Here is an 18,514-nt window from a genome sequence, read left to right on the forward strand (position 1 = left end):
GGCATTTTATTTTAAACTTATCAAAAATCCTGCAGTCTCCTGCAATTGTTCTTCCGTTATCCGGATGGTCAGCGATCCATCCTTCCATTCCCATTTGTCAAAAAGAGTTTCACCAGCCCGGTTCAACTGGCTGATTGAAACGGGTTTTACCGGATATGGCAGTGTGATAGTACCGGCATCGAAAGGGATAATGGCCAGGCGGGTCGTGGAAAAAATATCCTGATCATCCTGGGACAGCAGCCCCCAGCGTCCTTCCCATTTCAGAGAGGCAAGGCGTTCGTTCCTCCGGTTATTGCCTGGGGATTCCAGGCTTTGAATTTTAGTGCTATGCTGCAAGCTGTTTCCGGCAGAACTGCCTCTCAATATCAGCGACGTCAGTACAGAATCCTTCCCGGTCTTTTCCATTCGGCCCCAGCAATTCATTTTGGGAGGAGCCGAGAAGTCTCCTATCCGGCTATCCAGCCAGAGCGGGTTCCAGGCGATAGTCTTACGAAACCAGCGATCGATTGCCAGGCGGTGGTTAAAATATTTAGATTCGACCGGCAATTCATCTTTCTGATAAATCGAAAGAACGGCTCCCGGGGGTCCAAGGATGCAGGTGTTGAGCACCACTTCATCATCCAGTTCCCATTTATAACCGGAAGACCCGCCTAAAGTGATCCCCTTGTCCGATAGCAAAGAGCCCCACAGGCTCCATTCCTGGTGGCCGCGGGCAATTTCATACCAAAGATCACCCTGGTCATCCATGGCGACAAGATCTATATTGTTCATCCATAACGGGCTGATACTATAGTATTGGATCGTCACCTGTGGATTGACGCTTTTTGCGGTAGCTGCAATCAATTGTGTCAGTTCATGGGCCATCCTTTCGCCGCGATAACGGGGATCTCTGGCAATGCCCATGGATGGGGACGGCAACCCATACCCGAAATCCAGTTTGATCACGGCCGGTTTAACGGTCTTCATAATTCCCAGGGTCCTGTTTTTGATAAATTCCCTGACCCGCCCAGAACTTATGTCCAGGCAAAAATAAGACTCTTCTGTGGGATCAAAATTCCAGTTGGCCTTGCAGGGCCTTCCATTCCGGTCGAGGATCAGGTCATCCTTCGTCAGGCCATAGGCAAAGGGATCGGTGATCCATCCCACAGTTTCCCAAACACCGATGTCCACGCCATTTTCCCTGGCATAGGCGATATCTTCGAAAAAATGAGGAAATTTTTTAAGATTGGGTTTGCCGGCTCCCTGGGACTCTTCCCAGGGATCGTCGAAAACCAGCACTTTGGCGCCAACCGATTTGGCAAAATCCGCGATAGGACGTGTCAGGTATTTTTTTTGCCCCCACATGCCCCAGCTATTCCAAACGGACTGTGGAGCAGCCGTCGTTCCGGGTCCTTTAGCTGGAAAGGAGCGGTAATATTGTTTAAAGGCTTCCCAGGCATTCCCCCCCATGCCCAAACGCAGAGGTTCAGCCCATTTACGGGTCTTGCCGGGTAAGGCGCCCCAGATATCCTCATTGTATACGTACTGGAAGCAGCCCTTCGTCGATTGTATATGCAGGGACATGGCCGCATCCGGAATACTTCCAGCACCGATGGCGACGAATCCCTCATCGGACCCCATGCCTGCGAACAACAAAGGCCGCGGATAAGCAGCGCCGTAAGGAGTACCCATCGAAGGCCCGAAATTTCCGAGAGCTATATTGGCCTGCCCGAAATCCCACATCCGGAAATAACTTTGCGGTGTGCCTCCTTTTGCACCGGGAACGCAAAAGCCGAAGGATTGCCAGTCCGGCAGGAACGGACGATCCCAGGTAGGCCAGACGGAAGATCTTTTGACGGCCTCGTCGGAGGCTCCGAAATACATCTCGATAATCGCCGGAGGAGTATTCAGCCATTCGACCGAAAGATCCGTGAACCGTATCCCCCATGTTTCTTTACTGATACCAAGATGGCCGCGACCATATGGGCCTATTCGAAGTTCAAGATTGACAAACCCTGTTCCCGTATCTGCACCGCCTTCAGCAGCGGCCTCCGTTCCTTTCTGTTTGTTCATCGTCGCTTTGACGAAAACTTTTTGTTTATTCACCTGAAGCCAGAAAGAAGGCATCAAACTGCCCTGCCAGATGACAGAACGATTCGGAAGATGAATTACCCGGGCGCTGTCTGCATTTAGCCACCATTCGAAAACAAAATTGTTCTGCGTGTACGTAAAAGGCTTTTCCACAGCGGGGGAAAAGCCGGCATCGGCATGGGTACGGCTTTCTGTAAGCAGCAAAAGAATCAGCAAGCAACGGCATAATTTCATGGCCCGAATCTAATTATTTTTTCCAATATCATACTATTCACTCTCACAATTGTCAAACGAACAATTATTCGCAAGTCTACATGCTTATTCATAGCAACCCTGCAAATCCGGAACTTTATTTACGAAAACGATGTAGTCGGTTCTAATCCTTCAGGCTCGCATCGCTGTCTTTATCGAGAAAGTCCACTCCCCCGGAAATACCGCCCGCAGCGGATTTAAGTAATTCTTCATCAGGTACCGTGACAAGCGGAGTAATACAGGAGGTAGATTTTTCATTATAGGGTATATTGGTCTGTCGATTGTAACAGGAGATCATAGACCAGCGGGAGGCCCTGGAGAGATTGGCATCCGAGCGATGCAGGATATTGCTGTGAAAAAAAAGCACATCCCCTGCTTCCAGCTCCACATATACCAGATCCATGGTTTTCAGAGCCAGGTCTACATAACGTTGAGAGGCACCGACCTGTTCTCCCGCCTTTCCATGTTCGACTCTACCCATCTTATGGGATCCCCGGATAACCTGCAGGCATCCGTTCTCTTTCGTCGCTTCGGTGATTGCGATCATGACCGAATTCATTTCTTCCGGCAAAAGAAACTCATTTTTATACCAATATCCGTAATCCTGATGCCATTCCCAGGCTCCGCCTACCAGGGGCTCCTTTTGCATGAGCTTGGAATGAAAATGACAGACCGGGGAAACGCCTTCCAGCAGGGCATCAACGGACCGTACCATTCTTTCGCTCCTTGTCACCATGCCATAGGCGTCATCTCCCGAAGTGAACCATAATGCGAGTTTTGATTTCCTGCCCGATTCATCATTGACGTTATAGGTATTTTTATTGATAACTGCATCTTCCACGGCAACCTTATACAGTTTGCCGATCTCCGCGGGAGTAAAAAATCCTTTTACGATCAGGTATCCGTCGCGATTATATTTACTGATTTGTTCCTGGGTCAATCTGAAACTCATAATAAAGGCTTTAAATGATTATGAAGAATTAATACCGGTATGACCGTCCTCAAAATCCCCATTGCTTTGCCACGCCAAGATCTTCCTTCACACATTCCAGCGATGTTTTGTTACGGCATGTTTCCTGTTCGATGATAAACTGAAATGTACCACCCCTTTTTCCGGCTTCCTTCACTACTTCTTTGATGCCTACGACTCCTGTTCCGAGAATAGCGCTTTCATATCCATCCATGCCCCCCTCCCCTTTTGTTTCATCTTTTACATGCATGAGTTCGAAGCGGCCGGGATATTTTTTTACTATTTCCAGCGCTCTGCCCCCGGCACCATACATGTTGCCGGTATCCAGTTGCTGGCCCACTATCCGGGGATCGGTATGTTCAAGGATCAGATCGAACAGGAGTTTGCCATTAAACTTATCCTTGAATTCAAAATTGTGATTATGATAACAGAATTTCAGGCCCGAGTTTTTACACAATTCTCCGCTTTTATTAAAAACTTCCAGGTATCGCATCAACGTATCATAATCGGTGCGCCAGCTTTCTACAATTGTCGGCGTAACGACAAATTGCTGGCCTGCGATGGCCGCATCCTCAACCGTATATTTCCATCTGTCGGTAAAATCTTGTTTAGCAATATCCCAATGTTCTTCGTTGATAATTGTGTGGCCGCTGTACATTTTTAATCCCAATCCGTCCAGCAGCTTTTTAAAATCTTTCGCCGTATGTCCATAAAATTTACGGTCCCAATACCCGGCGTGTTCCACATAGCGGTAACCCATGGCAGCCAATAACTGTAACGTGCCTGCGGCATCCTTGTTCATTTCATCACGGACTGAATACAATTGCAGACCCAGGATCTTTTGTTTTCGATGGGCTTCAAATCCGGGGCCTTCGGATCCGGGGCCATGAGATCCGGTGCCTTGAGATCCGGTGTTTTCGAATCCCGCGTGTTCAGAGGCGAAGGACGGGATGGTTGGCAGAACTGCAGCTGCGGCCAGCGCATAAGCGCTATTTTTAAGGAAAGCTCTTCTGGAAGGATTCATACGGGAAAACTACGATTTTAAGTCTCCGGACTATGCGCTTAAATTTCCAAAAAACGATACTATATTACCCTGCAAAAATTAGTTTTTTAAATTTTAAGACAATATTTCGCCGGAATCCCTAATTTTATGTCGAACGATCACTTGTCAATCCACCCAAAATGACACCCGTACTTGAATATCTGCCACCGGAAGGAGAAGAATCCTTTTTCGCACAGGCCTTTGATCTGCCTTATTTTGCCACCCCCTGGCATTATCATCCGGAATTTGAATTAGTCCTGGTGACCAGAAGTCATGGCAAACGTTTTATCGGCAATTCCGTGTCTGACTTCCGGGACGAAGACCTGAGTTTACTTGGCCCCAATCTTCCTCATTTATATAAAAATTCTTCCCTCTATTATGAAAATAATCCGCTCTACCGGGCGCAATCGATCGTGATTCATTTTTCCGAAAGATCGTTCGGAGAAGGTTTGCTTAATCTTCCTCAATCAAAAAACATTCGCGGACTGTTCGAGCGGTCGGGCAGAGGAATGGATATAAACGGGCAGACTAAAAAGGAGGTCATCCAAAAAATGTACGGACTGCTGGAGGTAAAAGGAATGGATCGGTTGATCCGTTTGCTGGACATCCTGCATCAATTATCCGGCTCAAAGGAGTATGAACTGGTCTCCGACCCTGGGATAATCGGTCATAATTCCCTGGATGCCGAAAGGCTAGATAAAGTATTTCAATATACCCTGCAAAATTTTGAGCGGGAGATCCGCCTGCAAGAAGTAGCTGCATTGGTATTTATGACCCGTACCTCCTTTTGCCGGTTTTTCCAGGAGCGTACCAAAAAGACCTTTTTTACTTTCCTGAATAATATGCGCCTGAACCAGGCCAGCCAGATGCTGATAGATTCCGACAAAAGCATTGCCGATATTACTTACAGCTGCGGATTCAACAACCTCTCCAACTTCAACCGACAATTCAGAGCCAAATATGCCTTAAGTCCGAAGACCTATCGGCAATCTTTTTCGAAAGTGCTGCAATGATTTATTTCCCCACCAACAGCCCCTCGATTTCTTCCAGTGATTTCCCTTTTGTCTCGGGTACCTTAAAATAAATAAACAGGAAATAGACCATACAGATCAGGGCATGGATGCCGAAAGTTACCGGAAGACCCCAATAGGTTTTCATGATCGGGAAAGAAGCTGTCGTTAGAAAGTTCGCTATCCAAAGGGAAAGAGTGGCCAGGGCCATCAGGGATCCCCTGACCTTATTGGGAAAAAGTTCGGACAAGGTAACCCAGGTAACGGGCCCCAGTGTAGCAGCATAGATCGCGATAAACCCTAATACAAAACCCAGGATCCAGGGCGCTGGTAAAGGCAGGGCAAAGGCAAGAGACAAACCCAGGGCGTCCAGGCAAAGCAGGACGGAGCCTACCAGCAGTAATTTACGCCTGCCTTTCCGGTCGATCGTTCCGATGGCTACGAAGGTAAATACAAAATTGATGAGGCCCAATATGACGGATTGTAAAAAAGCAGAGTCTCTGGCCATGCCTGCCTGTTTAAAAATTTCAGGGGCATAAGAGAATAAAGAGTTTTGTCCGTCCAGCTGAGAACAAACCGCAATTATCACGCCTAATAGGATGATGCGCCGGTATTTCTTCTGGAAAAGATCCTTCCAGTTTTCCTTCGTTTCGCTGGCAAAACTTTGTTTTATGTTCTTCACCTGCTGTTGTGCATATCCAGGACCGCCAATATTCAGCAGGATCTTACCCGCTTCGCTCAGACGGTTTTTCCGGATCAGCCACCGGGGGCTCTCGGAGACCAGGAAAAGGCCAAAGAAAAACAATAAAGCCGGAACGGATTGAGAGGAGAACATCCACCGCCAGTTATTAATACCTGTATCCAACAGGAGATAATCGGCCAGGTAGGCTAAGAGCAAACCGGAAACGATGGCCAGTTGATAAAAGGTAACCATACGCCCCCTGAATTCGGTGGGAGCTATTTCGGCGATATACATAGGGCATACAAGAGCCGCCACCCCTACCGCTACTCCGCTAAGGAGACGAAAGAAAATAAAGACCGGTATATTCCCTGCCCAACCCGTCCCAATCCCCGTCAAAGCAAAAAGAAACGCACATAGCAGGAGTAGTTTTTTGCGGCCAAGACTTTCACTGAGACGCCCGGCGATCAGGGCGCCAAGAGCCGATCCCAGATTTATACAACCAACTGCCCAGCCCACACCGGCCTCGCTGAGTTTAAAATAGGTACTGAAAAAGGGAATGGCTCCGGAAATGATCACCAGGTCAAAGCCGAACAATAAACCTCCCAGGGAAGCAATGGCACAAACAAGATACAGGTATCTGCGTCGGTAGTTTGCTTTTTCGGAACCTGAGGTCCCTTCACCGGGAAAGGTTGTTATTGGCATATGGCTAAGAATAATTCATCAAATATGAGGGCACAGGAGCAAAAGCAACGTACATATATTGCCGGGAACCGGTACTATATTTTCCAATCCGTATCTTTATAATCTCTTAATCAACCAATTCTTCCTATATGGTAAGCGCAATCGTTCTGGCAGCCGGATCATCCCGAAGGATGGGCAACAGGAATAAGTTATTGCTTCCTTACAAAGGACAAACGGTTATTGCGCTTGTAGTTGGTAACCTGTTATCCGCCGGGATGGGAGAAGTGATCGTCGTTACCGGTTTCGAAGCAACGTTGGTGGAAGAAGCCGTCAAAGACCTGCCCGTCAGGGTGATCCCAAACCCGGATTATGAAGAAGGAATGACAGGGTCCATACAGACCGGTGTTCGGGAGGCAAAAGGAGACGGCTACCTGATCTGCCTTTCGGATATGGTCCTGATCGAACCGGAAGAATATGCTCTCCTCAAAAATACCTTCGAACAACAACAAGGCTCCCTTCCTAATGGTATCTGGGTACCCGTCTGGCAGGGCGAAAAAGGCAATCCGGTCCTATTCTCCCAATCCTATAAGGATCTTATTATTAACCATGCGGAAAAAGAAGGATGCAAAAGCATTGTACGCTCCCATCCGGAAAATATTAACCTGGTGATCATGCCTTCCGGGCATATTCTGAAAGGCATGGATTCCCCGGAAGAATATTCTTCCCTGATCAATAAACCAGAAATCTAAGGACTATTCCATGCACCTGTCCTTTGGCTCTTTTCTTTTCGTATCATCCAAACCTACAGCTACCTTTGCCCTCATGTTTGACTTTCGTTTAAAAGTATTTCATACTGCCGCAAAGAGACTCAACTTTACCAGGGCATCGGAGGAATTGTTTATCACGCAACCTGCGGTGACCAAACATATACATGAGCTTGAAAATCACTTTTCACTCAAACTCTTCGAAAGAAATGGCACCAAAATAAAACTGACCGATGCCGGTGAGACCCTGTTGCAATGTACCGATCAGCTTTTTGCCGTTTACAGAAGCCTCGAATTTGACATGAGCGATCTGGCCAAACGTCATAGCGGGAGTTTACGGGTTGGCGCCAGCATGACGGTTGCACCCTATGTTTTGCCTCCTATTCTCGCCGCATTCCATAAAAAATATAAGGAGGTCCGGGTAACCCTGATCAATGGAAATACAGCGCAAATGGAACAGGCGCTCCTGGATAAGGAAATTGAATTGGGCATAGTGGAAGGACATTCGAAAAATGCCTCGATCCGGTACACGGAATTTAAAAAAGATGAGATCGTCCTCGTAGGGCGTGCCGGACATCCCCTGGCGCAAAAAGGAAACCTACGACCGGAGGAGCTCCGGCAAATTCCGTTGTTGTTACGGGAACCCGGTTCAGGTACGCTTGAAGTAATAGCACATTCGCTAAGACCGCTGGGCATAAAGTTATCCCAATTGAAAGTGGAAATGCAGCTGGGCAGCGCGGAAAGCATCAAATCCTATCTACTCCATAGTCCCTGTCTGGCCTTTCTTTCCATCCATTCGGTGACCAAAGAATTATCCAATAAAGAATTGGTACTGATCCCCGTGAAGGGATTAAAAATAGAACGTCCCTTTTTCTTTATTCAGCCGAAAGGGCATGGTGAAGCACTTCCAGAATTATTTATGCGATTTACAAGAGTGGCTTACTCTAATAACTTAATGTAATCGGGGATAACCAAACACGATTTCCACCTCACTCTTTTTCAAAGGACCTTTGATGCCGAAACAAAAAGGTGTTTTATGGCAAAGGCGATAGTTTCTCCCTTCTTATTTATTGGTGCGTTCTGTTTATGTCTTGGTCCCTGGATGTCTCCACCCTTCGCTCTTTTAACGGGCATACTGGTTGCACAAAGTATCGGCAATCCTTTTATAGCATTAAATCATAAAATTACCCGGATCCTTTTGCAGGCGTCCGTAGTTGGGCTGGGATTTGGAATGAATGTACATATGGCCATCGCGGCCGGCAAACAGGGTTTCTTTCTCACTGTTATTTCCATCACCGGTACTTTACTTGCCGGATGGTTGGTTGGTCGTTTGTTAAAGACGGATAAAAAAAGTTCCTGGTTAATCACCTGCGGAACGGCCATTTGCGGGGGCAGTGCGATCGCAGCTATGACTCCTGTTATCCGGGCTAACGAAAAACAGGTATCCGTTGCTATGGGAACAGTCTTCCTATTAAATGCAGTGGCACTATTCCTTTTTCCCCTGGTGGGTCACTGGTTACAATTGAGTCAGCTGCAGTTTGGGTTATGGAGTGCGATTGCTATCCAGGATACAAGTTCGGTTGTTGGGGCTGCTGCAAAATATGGACCCGAAGCCCTGCAGATAGGCACAACGGTAAAACTGGCTAGGGCCTTATGGATTATACCGGTTGCATTGCTAACTGCTTTTGTTCAGAACAGAAAAGAAAGAAAAATGGACAGCCAACCTGACCATGAACCGAAGCTGACAAAAAGACCTCCTGCCACCATTCCCTGGTTCATCGGTTTTTTTATAATCGCTCTCCTCGCTAACACCTATATACCCTATATCCAACCAATTGGGAAAAGTATCGTAAAATTAGCCGGGACCGGACTTATGCTGACTTTATTCCTCATCGGCGCCGGCCTTACCAGGGACGCGATCCGTTCTGCCGGTCCCAGGTCATTTTTACAGGGATTATTATTATGGCTGATCCTTTCGGCGGTTGGTCTTATTGGTGCGACGGCGGGTCACCACTAAGGTTTTTTTAAGCACTTCGGAATTAGCGCATTGATTCCAGTAGAATACCGCTCTTTTTCCATTCACATTTTTATAATAATCCACCAACTCCCAGCAAACGGCTTTATTCATGCCGTGTTTGAGATGCCAGAGTATCCTGTCCAACAATTTTTCGATTTCTGCTTCATCTCTGCTTTTCTGGGCAATGATCTCTTTTACTCTTTTTTCAAAAAATGGAAAACAGTCGGTGATCACTTTATGCCAGCCAAAAAAGGTTCCCCTTTTGTAACTGAAGGTTTCTACAGATTCCTTTTCCGGTAGTCCCTGAGGATCATTCCGGGGCTCATTTCCGGGGTCATTTATTGTACCTTGGATAGGATCCATCGTTGGACCTATCGTTGGACCTATCGTTGGACCTATCGTTGGACCTATCGTTGGATCTATTATTGGTTCTTTCATTGGAGTTTTTTTGATCGTGAAAAAGCCGGCGTCCCGGACGGCTAATCACTTTAACTAATTTTATAATATAAAAATAGGGGTTTTTCAAATAAAATAAGGGTAAACCAATTAAAAATTTAATGGTTTACCCTTATGGAGTATTTTTTAAAAGGCCTTTTCGGGTCAGGCTAATCCTCTCAGTTCCTCGATCCCTTGTACGGACTTGACCAATGGATTACCCAATAATTGACTACCGGTAGGCGTGATCAAAAGGTCGTCTTCAATCCGTATTCCTCCAAAAGAATAGAAATCCTCTATCTTATCGTAATTAATAAAAGCATCCAGTTTTTTTGCTTTTTTATAGACTTCCATCAGCTGTGGGATAAAATACAAACCAGGCTCAACGGTTACTACAAAGCCTGCTTCCAGCGCACGGCCCAAACGAAGGGATTTTAAGCCGAATTCTTTACTCTTTTTGAGATCCGGGGTATACCCGACATATTCCTCGCCGAGGTCTTCCATATCGTGCACATCCAAGCCCATCATATGTCCGAGTCCACACTGGAAGAAAAGGGTATGTGCCCCGGCCTGCACAGCTTCTTTGCTATCTCCTTTCATTAATCCGACCCCTTTCAAACCTTCTACCAATTTTTCACAGGCCAATAAGTGAACATCCAGGAATAACTTACCTGGTTTCAACGCATCTATGGCAGCCTGTTGTGCAGCGGCAACTACTTCGTAAAGTTCTTTCTGAAGACTGGTGAATTTTCCGGAAACAGGGAAGGTGCGGGTCATATCGCCTGCATAATGCATGGCATTTTCAGCACCGCTGTCACAAAGAACCATTTGCCCGGCCTTCATGATATTGCTGCTATAGTGATTATGCAGGACCTGACCATTGACGGTCAGGATGGTAGGAAAAGAAAGATTGCCGCCGGAACTGATAGCGATGCCATTCACCACACCTGCCAACTGTGTTTCAGTCATTCCTTCCCGGGCGCCTTTAATGGCCGCCAGATGCATAGCGGAAGTTATTTCAACAGCAGCTTCAATCTCACGTATTTCTTCCCGGGTTTTATAGGATCGTTGTGCAATAATCGCCTTTATCAGCGTTACAGAAGATTCCTCCTTTAAACAAACTTCGGGTATCTCTTCCAGCCAGTCCACGAGTTTAAAACTATTTTCCATCCGGTATGGCGGCAGATAATGTATGGTCTGGCCTTTTTTGCGGGCAGCTTCAATAAATGCGCCGAGAATATTCACGTCCCTGACAATGGAGATGCCTGTAGTATCGGCTTCTTCTTCAAGAGTGGGCTGGGGTCCCGTCCAGATGATTTCATCCATCGAACTGATATTGCCAAAAAGGATATCCCAGTTATTGTCGATATCCAGCACTCCGGTCAGGCCCGGTCTGTCCAGCCCAAAAAAATACAGGAAATTACTATCCTGTCTGAAGTGATAAAAGTTATCCTTGTAGTTCATACTACTCTGTTCGTTTCCCAGTAGTAAGATCAGACCTGAACCAACCTGCTTTTTTAATTTTTCCCTTCTGGAGATATAGGTGGACTTATCAAACATTATCGGATAATTTAGATCAGCAAGTTACTTAGCAACTTTTAAAAAAAGACTGTTTTCCCAATTTTGCTGCTAATTCTTTGGCGATCTTGTTTTATCCGTTATTTCGACAACTTCGTCCGGGAGAAGGAGATTTTGGTCCTTACAGCCCTCCCGCTATCCCCCACTGCATTCCCCTTAGTTCTGCCAGTCCTCTCAATCTTCCAATCGCGCTATAGCCGGGATAGGTCTTCTTTTTGAGGTCATCCAGCATCTGGTGCCCATGATCGGGGCGCATGGGAAGCGAAACTTTCCTTTTTTGCATGACTAGTAAAATTTCTTTTACTACGCTGTACATATCTACATCTCCATCCAGGTGATCGGCCTCGAAGAAATTCCCTTCCTCGTCCCTTTTGGTACTGCGAAGATGTATAAAATGAATATGCTCTCCCAGTCGACGCACCATACCGGCGAGGTCATTATCCGACCTGACCCCATACGAGCCGGTACAGAAACAAAGGCCATTTGCAGGGGAAGGAGCGCAGTCAAGGAGTTCGCGGGCATCTTGTTCGGTGCTGACGATCCGGGGCAGTCCAAGAATCGGAAAAGGAGGATCATCGGGATGGATCGCCATTTTTAAACCTGCCGCTTCTGCAATGGGAACCACCTGTTGCAGAAAATAAAAAAGGTGCTGTTTTAATTTCGCGGCGTCTATCCCTTCATAAGCACGCAGGGCTGCCAGTATCTGCTCTTCCGTAAATCGTTCCTCGCTGCCCGGCAAACCCAATAAGGTATTCCTGTAAAGAGTTTCTTTTTCGTCCCCCGTCATATTCGCCTGGCGTGATTTTGCCTTTTCTATTTCTTTATTTGTATAGTCTTTTTCAGCACCTGGTCTTTTAAGAATGAACAGATCGAATGCGACAAAAGCAGACTTTTCAAAACGCAGAGCCTTACTGCGATCCGGCATTTCGTATGAAATATCCGTCCGCATCCAATCGAGGATAGGCATAAAATTATATGTCACTACCTTCAGACCTGCCTTGGCAACATTCTGCAGGCTTTCCTGGTAATTCTTTATGTATTGCAGGTAACTTCCTGTTTGTTTTTTAATGTCCTCATGTACAGGCAGGCTTTCAATCACCGTCCAGGTCATGCCGGCTCCTTCTACTTCTTCTTTTCTTTTGATGATCTCTTCAAGTGGCCAAACTTCTCCGACGGCGATATGATGCAGCGCGGTAACAACCCCAGTACAACCCGCCTGCCGGATATCCCATAGGCTGACAGGGTCATTGGGTCCATACCATCTCATCGTCTCTTCCATTAATAAGGGTCTTGCCATTTTGTTATCCTTTTAGTCTTTTTAATCTACTTAATTTTCTTAATCTTTTCCAATAATATCAGTCCCGATTTTCTGTTTATTGGCGACCCGCTGGCCGCATCCCTTCAACCGTTTCAAAAGTTTCAACCGTTATTTAAAGTGCTTCCGTAAATTCTCCCTCTACTCCTTTTGCCGCACCCAATATAAGGCTACGGTTGCAGGGAAGCGACCCGGCGATACTGATCCTGATCTTTCCGGCCGGTAAAACACTTTTCCCTTCTGCATCTACTACGGCCAGTTTATCCGGCGAAAGGGTAAAATGAATCTTCCGGGAAGTACCGGGCCCCAAATATACGCGCTGAAAACCTTTCAAGGCATATAAAGGGGTTTCTTCTCCCAAATTTTCATGGGTAATATATAATTGGACAACCTCTTCAGCGCCCATTTTACCGGTATTGGTCAAGGTCAGATCGGCAGTCAATGTTTCTGATTGGTGAACAACGGTTTTCGACAAATGCAGACCGCTATAGGCAAATTTTGTATAACTGAGGCCGAATCCGAAAGGATATAACGGTTCTTCCTTCATATATCTATACGTCCTGCCCTTCATAGAATAATCTTCATAGGGAGGTAATTGTTCCAGGGATTTTGGAAAAGTAACCGGCAGTTTTCCCGAAGGAGCAACCTTTCCGAACAAAATATCGGCCAACGCATTTCCTCCTTCTTCACCGGGATACCAAACGAATAAGACGGCATCTGCCAGTTCCTGCACCTCTGCCAGATTCATGGGACTGCCGCCTGTGATAACGGCAATGACGGGTTTGGGATTTCCTTCTTTCAATTTTCTCAGATAGTCTACCTGGTTTTTTGGGATGGCATAATCCAGCCTGTCTCCGGCAGAAGAAGAAGCTAGCGATTCCCCCTCTTCTCCTTCCAGAAGACTGGATAGCCCCAGAACGGCAATCGTAGCGTCTGCTGTTTTCGATTCGCCGGATGCCCAGTCTATGGGATTGACATTGTCTCTGTCCAAAAGAACGCCCATCCGGTAAGTCAGCTGACTGCCAGGCTGCACCTGAGCCGCCAATCCTTCCAAAAAGGTTACTAACCGGTTATTAGTGCCATAATAATTACCGATCAGCACATCCACATTACTGGCATTCGGACCGGTAACATAATATTTTTTCAGCCCGTTTGATAAAGGAAGTACCCCGTTATTTTTCAATAGCACGATTGATTTTTGGGCGACCTTCCTGGCCAAACGGCGATGTTCGGAACTGTTAATAACGGATTCCGGAATTTTGTCATAAGGGTTTGACCCGGACGGATCGAAAAATCCTAACTTAAACCGGGTACGCAAAAGAATGGCCAGGGAACTGTCGATCTGCCGTTCCGTGACCAGGCCCTGGCTGAGAGCGTCGTTTAAAGCAAGATAGGTATCCCCGCAATTGAGGTTTACCCCCCGCTCAAGGGCGAGAGCTGCAGCCCCTGCCTTGCTTTTCACTAATTTCTGGGTTTCGAAAATATCGCCGATCGCGTCGCAATCCGATACGATATGACCTTTGAACTTCCATTGGTCCCTTAATACGTCCTGCAACAGATACGTATTTCCGCAGCAGGCCTCCCCATTGGTCCTGTTATAGGCGCACATGACAGCTTCTACCTTGGCATCGACCAGAGCATGAAAAGCTGGCAGATAGGTCTCCCACAGATCTTTTTTCGAAACTTCAGCATCGAATATATGGCGAAGTTTTTCCGGTCCGCTATGGACGGCAAAATGTTTGGCGCAGGCGGCTGTCTTCAGGTATTTCGGGTCATTGCCCTGTAATCCACGTACAAGCGCTACCCCCATCTGAGCGGTCAGATAAGGATCTTCACCATAGGTCTCCTGCCCTCTGCCCCAGCGCGGATCCCGGAAAATATTGATATTGGGGGTCCAGAAGGTCAATCCCCCGAAGCGATTCCGGTAGTCTTTTTTTACACCTGCATTATACATGGCCCGCGCCTCATCGGAAATAGCAGTAGCCACCTGACCGACAAGCCCCTCATCAAATGTGGCAGCCATCCCGATAGGTTGTGGAAAGATCGTGGCAACACCCGACCGGGCGACACCATGCAGTGCTTCGTTCCACCAATCATATTCCGGAATATGAAGACGGGGAATAGCCGGGCTGTTATTCACCATCTGGTAGATCTTTTCCTGCAGCGTTAGACGCGGGATCAGGTCCTTCACCCGGGCATCCGGAGAAAGCGATGGATTTAACCAGGCCTCCTTTACTCCTCCTCCCTTTTCCGGGGATGCAGATCGCGAAGCAGTAAGCGTCTGACCTTGCGAATTTTCACCTAAGGAAAAGACAAGGCAAAGGACAAAACAACAAATCCTGATGGTTGGGGTAAAGAAATGTTTCATGTTAACTAAGGTAATTTATATAATGAGGATTAGAAGTGGTTGACTTTGATATACCGATCGGCAAACTGCAGAAAGGCCGGCCAGTTTGGCCCGGTCGTGTGGCCGCCGCTATGTTGTCGGAAGGCAATATCCCTTTGGCATCCACCCAGGTCCCTTCGACCTTTGGCGAGCCGGAGCTGATGAACACCGGGCGTGGCGCACAAAGCGCAATCAGTTCATGCGCATCGACAGGAAGATCGTTTGCGGTAAGCGGTCCGGCATATTTAATAAAATTGCCTGCCATCCAATGATATTCGAAAGAGGATGCAACATTCTCTACCTGTTCTCCAAAATGACGCCGGTGTATCTTCGTTCCCCCTTCACCGGAAGAACCAACAAAAGCAATCGCAAAACGAGGGTCATAGGCCATCGTTACGATAGCCGCTTTACCATAACGGGACAGACCCTCGATCCCCACTTGTCCGGCATCCACGGACCGGTCGGTTTCCAAATAATCCAAGGCACGGCCGGCTCCCCATGCCCAGGCACTCAGAGCACCCCAATCATCTGGTTTTCGCGGTTGCCCTTTGGCAGCGAGGCCGATAATACCCTCCGTCAAACCTGCTCCGTTATCCGGCTGATAACTGGTGGGAATCAGGATCGCATATCCCCAGCCTTTTGCCAGAACCTGCTCCTGCCAGCTTGGGTCGGCGGGCGCAGATCCGGACGAGGGAACCGGAAGCCTGCTAACCTGAGGCCTGATAACCGGGGGCCGGAACCCTGGCGGAAATACAAACCCGAATTCCATAATAACAGGAACGGGGCCGGCAGCCATAGCCGGAGTAACCAGCGTTAGTTGAATATCGACGGTGAGCAAAGGATAGCCAGTATTATCCACATGCCCCAACAACTTTTTTGTAATAACGGGAAATGCCCCGATCGTATCCCGGGACGCGTTAACCAGCTCCCAATTCACTTTTGGCGTGTAAGCGGGAACCCGCCCATATACCTCCCGGTCAAAATCTTCGACGATCTCCGGGCGTCGTTGCTTCCACCACATTTTTGCCGAAGTCACCTTTTTACCGTTTTTTAGACGCAGCGGATCAGGCAGGCTGGAATAAGGGCTGGCTTTGGACTCATCATTATTAGCCGCATCCTGCGCCTTTGGATTACCGGATGGTCCGGGACGGATCGAATCGATATGCAAAATCTGCATTAACCGCCGGTGATCCTGTTCAGCGGTCAATTGCACCGGAGGTTTCAGGCGGGGAGAAATCCTGTCCCCATTCATCAACGCCACCAAAACAACCGCCGTGTCAGTGCGGAAAGGAGAAGCCGGCAGTCCTTCTTTATTATATAAGTTCGCCCCTTCGGGATTATCGGCCCAGGCATAACGAACAGCAACAGGATTTGGAACCTGGTCATTCCATACGACTACCTCATTGCCTTCGATCGAAGCCTTCGCCCAGAAAAAGATCTTATCCGGACCGGCAATCGCAAAACAATGTAATACACTGTCCCCATTGGCGGCTCCTTTGGCCAGCAAACCAGACCCGGTGTTGGTAAAACTGATCCTGATCTTATGCCCTTCTTTCTGCATGGACCGGTAGAGCGGGCCGGAAAAAACAAGTCCGGTTTCAGTATAAGCCACTTTTCTGGCGACCAGTGCTAATCTTTTTCCAACGTCTTCTTTATTCAGGGGATGGATATCGTTCCATTCCCCGATATCGATCGTAACGGCCATCCCGGTTTGGGGAAGAGAAAGGGTTCGAAGTTGCGCTTCTCTTAATTCGGCCCAATTACTTTCCGCCGGTTTAGGCTTAACCTCCGTAAAATTTGGCAGTTGTACAAAAAGGAAGGGAAATACACCCTGCCCCCACTCCCTTCGCCAATCTTCGATCAGGGCTGTGAAGAGCCGGTTATATTCTTTTGCCTTTGCCGTATTGGCTTCTCCCTGGTACCAGATCACACCTTTTATGGCAAGGGGTAATAAAGGAGCGATTATTCCATTGTACAACCCTCCCGGCTGATATTGAAAAAAAGTATTGCCTGGTAATGCAGGAACATGCGCGCCCCATCTGAATTTCCAATTCCCGCTAAGATCGATCCGCAGATCCTTATCGATGAGGCAATAGGGTTTATCCGGAACAAACCCTCCCTGTCCGGAACTATTGATCACCCTGATCACGATACTATTCTTTCCCGGGCGGAGGACCCCTGCCGGCAATTCATATCTTCTGGGTGGGTATTGATATCCGGTAGTTCCAGCGAAAACACCATTTACATACACTGAATCCTGGTCAACAATCCTTCCTAAAAACAATTTTACTGAATGCCCCGTCATTCTTTCTGGAATATCGATCTCCTTGCGCAACCAAACGACTCCGTTCTGCAACCAGGTATACGGGACCGGCTCAAAAAATCCCGGAATACGCATTTGCTCCCAGGAAGAATCGTCGTACCCAGGATCCAACCAGGATTTGTTTTCGCTATTGTTCAGCCCGCTATCCTGCTGCCAGAGGCGTTGATACCAATCCTTGCTGACGAAATTTTCTTTTTTCCGTATGCTATCGGTAAAGGCATTGTCTTTGAACCGGTCGGCTACCATTTGGTATTGTGGGAATGCCTTTAATGCCTTTTCACTTAGCCAGGCTTCTGCAGGTGATCCGCCCACACTGGTTTTGATAAGGCCGATCGGTATCTTTTCCTGATCATTCAAAGCCTTCGCAAAAAAATAGCCAACGGCAGAAAAATTAAGGACGGAGGATGAAGACGCAGTCTCCCATTTCCCCGAAGGAATTTCATCGGCCGGTCCCGAAAAATAATATCGCATAGGCTGGGAGAATTGACGGATCGCGGGATTGCCGCAGTGGGCAATCACCTCCGCATATTTTTCTTTTACCCTTTCCATAGACAATTCCATATTTGATTGTCCGGAACATACCCATACGTCTCCAATCAGGATATCCTTAAGCACTATATGATTTTTCCCATCTATCTCCATAATAAAAGGTCCCCCGGCTGCTGTCGGAGACATGCGGACAGACCAGTTTCCACTGGCCCCGGTAACTTCTTCATAAACAGCTCCGTTGAACCTTACCGATACTTTCTCACCCGGCGTTGCCTTGCCCCATATGTTCACCGGAACATCCCTTTGCAGGATCATACTATCCCCCACCAGGCGGGGCAAGACCACCTGACCAAAAACACCCGGGGCTCCCTTCAATATCCCCGCAATCAATAAGATGCTCAATACCCGTATTTTCAAATTTGTTTTTATTTCAGGTTAACGAATGGCTGTTCCGCAATGCAAATTTTATTCAAGGCTGTTCCGCGACGCAAAGAGTTTTG

14 protein-coding genes are annotated in these 18,514 nt (G+C 47.5%); 5 read left to right on the plus strand and 9 right to left on the minus strand.

Translation table 11 applies throughout. The features are described 5' to 3' along the window. Nucleotides 1–6 precede the first annotated feature (6 nt). The 3 genes from ACX0G9_RS15180 to ACX0G9_RS15190 all read right to left on the minus strand — a co-directional run bounded on the left by ACX0G9_RS15180 (nucleotide 7) and on the right by ACX0G9_RS15190 (nucleotide 4,316). Nucleotides 7–2,304, minus strand: a complete 2,298-nt coding sequence (locus tag ACX0G9_RS15180) for an alpha-amylase family protein (RefSeq protein ID WP_459065776.1) — start codon at nucleotides 2,302–2,304, stop codon at nucleotides 7–9. Between the two features lie 142 nt (nucleotides 2,305–2,446). After that, a complete protein-coding gene (locus ACX0G9_RS15185; RefSeq protein WP_459065777.1) occupies nucleotides 2,447–3,274 on the minus strand; it encodes a phytanoyl-CoA dioxygenase family protein in 828 nt (275 codons plus the stop codon). A 49-nt stretch (nucleotides 3,275–3,323) separates the two neighbouring features. Next, the gene (locus ACX0G9_RS15190) at nucleotides 3,324–4,316 is read right to left on the minus strand and encodes a sugar phosphate isomerase/epimerase family protein (protein WP_459065778.1); all 993 of its coding nucleotides are present in this window, start codon (nucleotides 4,314–4,316) and stop codon (nucleotides 3,324–3,326) included. Nucleotides 4,317–4,474: 158 nt separating this feature from the next. On the opposite strand from ACX0G9_RS15190, the gene ACX0G9_RS15195 reads away from it, so the two are divergent. After that, nucleotides 4,475–5,347, plus strand: a complete 873-nt coding sequence (locus ACX0G9_RS15195) for an AraC family transcriptional regulator (protein ID WP_459065779.1) — start codon at nucleotides 4,475–4,477, stop codon at nucleotides 5,345–5,347. A 1-nt stretch (nucleotide 5,348) separates the two neighbouring features. Here the strand turns inward: ACX0G9_RS15195 and ACX0G9_RS15200 are convergent, their stop codons facing one another. After that, the gene (locus ACX0G9_RS15200; protein ID WP_459065780.1) at nucleotides 5,349–6,728 is read right to left on the minus strand and encodes a sugar porter family MFS transporter; all 1,380 of its coding nucleotides are present in this window, start codon (nucleotides 6,726–6,728) and stop codon (nucleotides 5,349–5,351) included. Nucleotides 6,729–6,856: 128 nt separating this feature from the next. Between ACX0G9_RS15200 and ACX0G9_RS15205 the strand changes: the two genes are divergently transcribed. The 3 genes from ACX0G9_RS15205 to ACX0G9_RS15215 all read left to right on the plus strand — a co-directional run bounded on the left by ACX0G9_RS15205 (nucleotide 6,857) and on the right by ACX0G9_RS15215 (nucleotide 9,488). Continuing rightward, a complete protein-coding gene (locus ACX0G9_RS15205) occupies nucleotides 6,857–7,456 on the plus strand; it encodes a nucleotidyltransferase family protein (protein ID WP_459065781.1) in 600 nt (199 codons plus the stop codon). 10 nt (nucleotides 7,457–7,466) lie between these two features. After that, complete coding sequence (locus ACX0G9_RS15210) at nucleotides 7,467–8,432, plus strand: LysR family transcriptional regulator (RefSeq protein WP_459065782.1); 966 nt, start codon at nucleotides 7,467–7,469, stop codon at nucleotides 8,430–8,432. Nucleotides 8,433–8,507: 75 nt separating this feature from the next. Continuing rightward, nucleotides 8,508–9,488, plus strand: a complete 981-nt coding sequence (locus ACX0G9_RS15215) for a YeiH family protein (RefSeq protein WP_459065783.1) — start codon at nucleotides 8,508–8,510, stop codon at nucleotides 9,486–9,488. On the opposite strand, the gene ACX0G9_RS15220 is transcribed toward ACX0G9_RS15215, so the two are convergent. Then, on the minus strand, nucleotides 9,432–9,926 hold the full coding sequence (locus ACX0G9_RS15220; RefSeq protein ID WP_459065784.1) for a hypothetical protein: 495 nt from the start codon (nucleotides 9,924–9,926) through the stop codon (nucleotides 9,432–9,434). The genes ACX0G9_RS15215 and ACX0G9_RS15220 overlap by 57 nt on opposite strands. On the opposite strand from ACX0G9_RS15220, the gene ACX0G9_RS15225 reads away from it, so the two are divergent. Beyond that, complete coding sequence (locus ACX0G9_RS15225) at nucleotides 9,874–9,984, plus strand: hypothetical protein (protein WP_459065806.1); 111 nt, start codon at nucleotides 9,874–9,876, stop codon at nucleotides 9,982–9,984. The two genes, ACX0G9_RS15220 and ACX0G9_RS15225, sit on opposite strands and share 53 nt — an antisense overlap. Nucleotides 9,985–10,088: 104 nt before the next feature. Here ACX0G9_RS15225 and ACX0G9_RS15230 read toward each other — a convergent pair whose 3' ends face one another. From ACX0G9_RS15230 to ACX0G9_RS15245, 4 genes are all read right to left on the minus strand, one after another. After that, nucleotides 10,089–11,483 carry an aminopeptidase P family protein gene (locus tag ACX0G9_RS15230; protein WP_459065785.1) on the minus strand — a complete coding sequence of 465 codons (1,395 nt, stop codon included), beginning with the start codon at nucleotides 11,481–11,483 and terminating at the stop codon, nucleotides 10,089–10,091. Nucleotides 11,484–11,622: 139 nt separating this feature from the next. Beyond that, nucleotides 11,623–12,798, minus strand: a complete 1,176-nt coding sequence (uxuA, locus tag ACX0G9_RS15235) for a mannonate dehydratase (protein WP_459065786.1) — start codon at nucleotides 12,796–12,798, stop codon at nucleotides 11,623–11,625. A gap of 133 nt (nucleotides 12,799–12,931) precedes the next feature. Next, nucleotides 12,932–15,184 (minus strand): glycoside hydrolase family 3 C-terminal domain-containing protein, encoded by a 2,253-nt coding sequence (locus tag ACX0G9_RS15240; RefSeq protein ID WP_459065787.1) that lies wholly within the window; start codon nucleotides 15,182–15,184, stop codon nucleotides 12,932–12,934. A gap of 1 nt (nucleotide 15,185) precedes the next feature. Next, a complete protein-coding gene (locus ACX0G9_RS15245) occupies nucleotides 15,186–18,416 on the minus strand; it encodes a glucuronyl esterase domain-containing protein (protein WP_459065788.1) in 3,231 nt (1,076 codons plus the stop codon). Between the last annotated feature and the right edge of the window lie 98 nt (nucleotides 18,417–18,514).

Source organism: Flavitalea flava, from assembly GCF_054461575.1.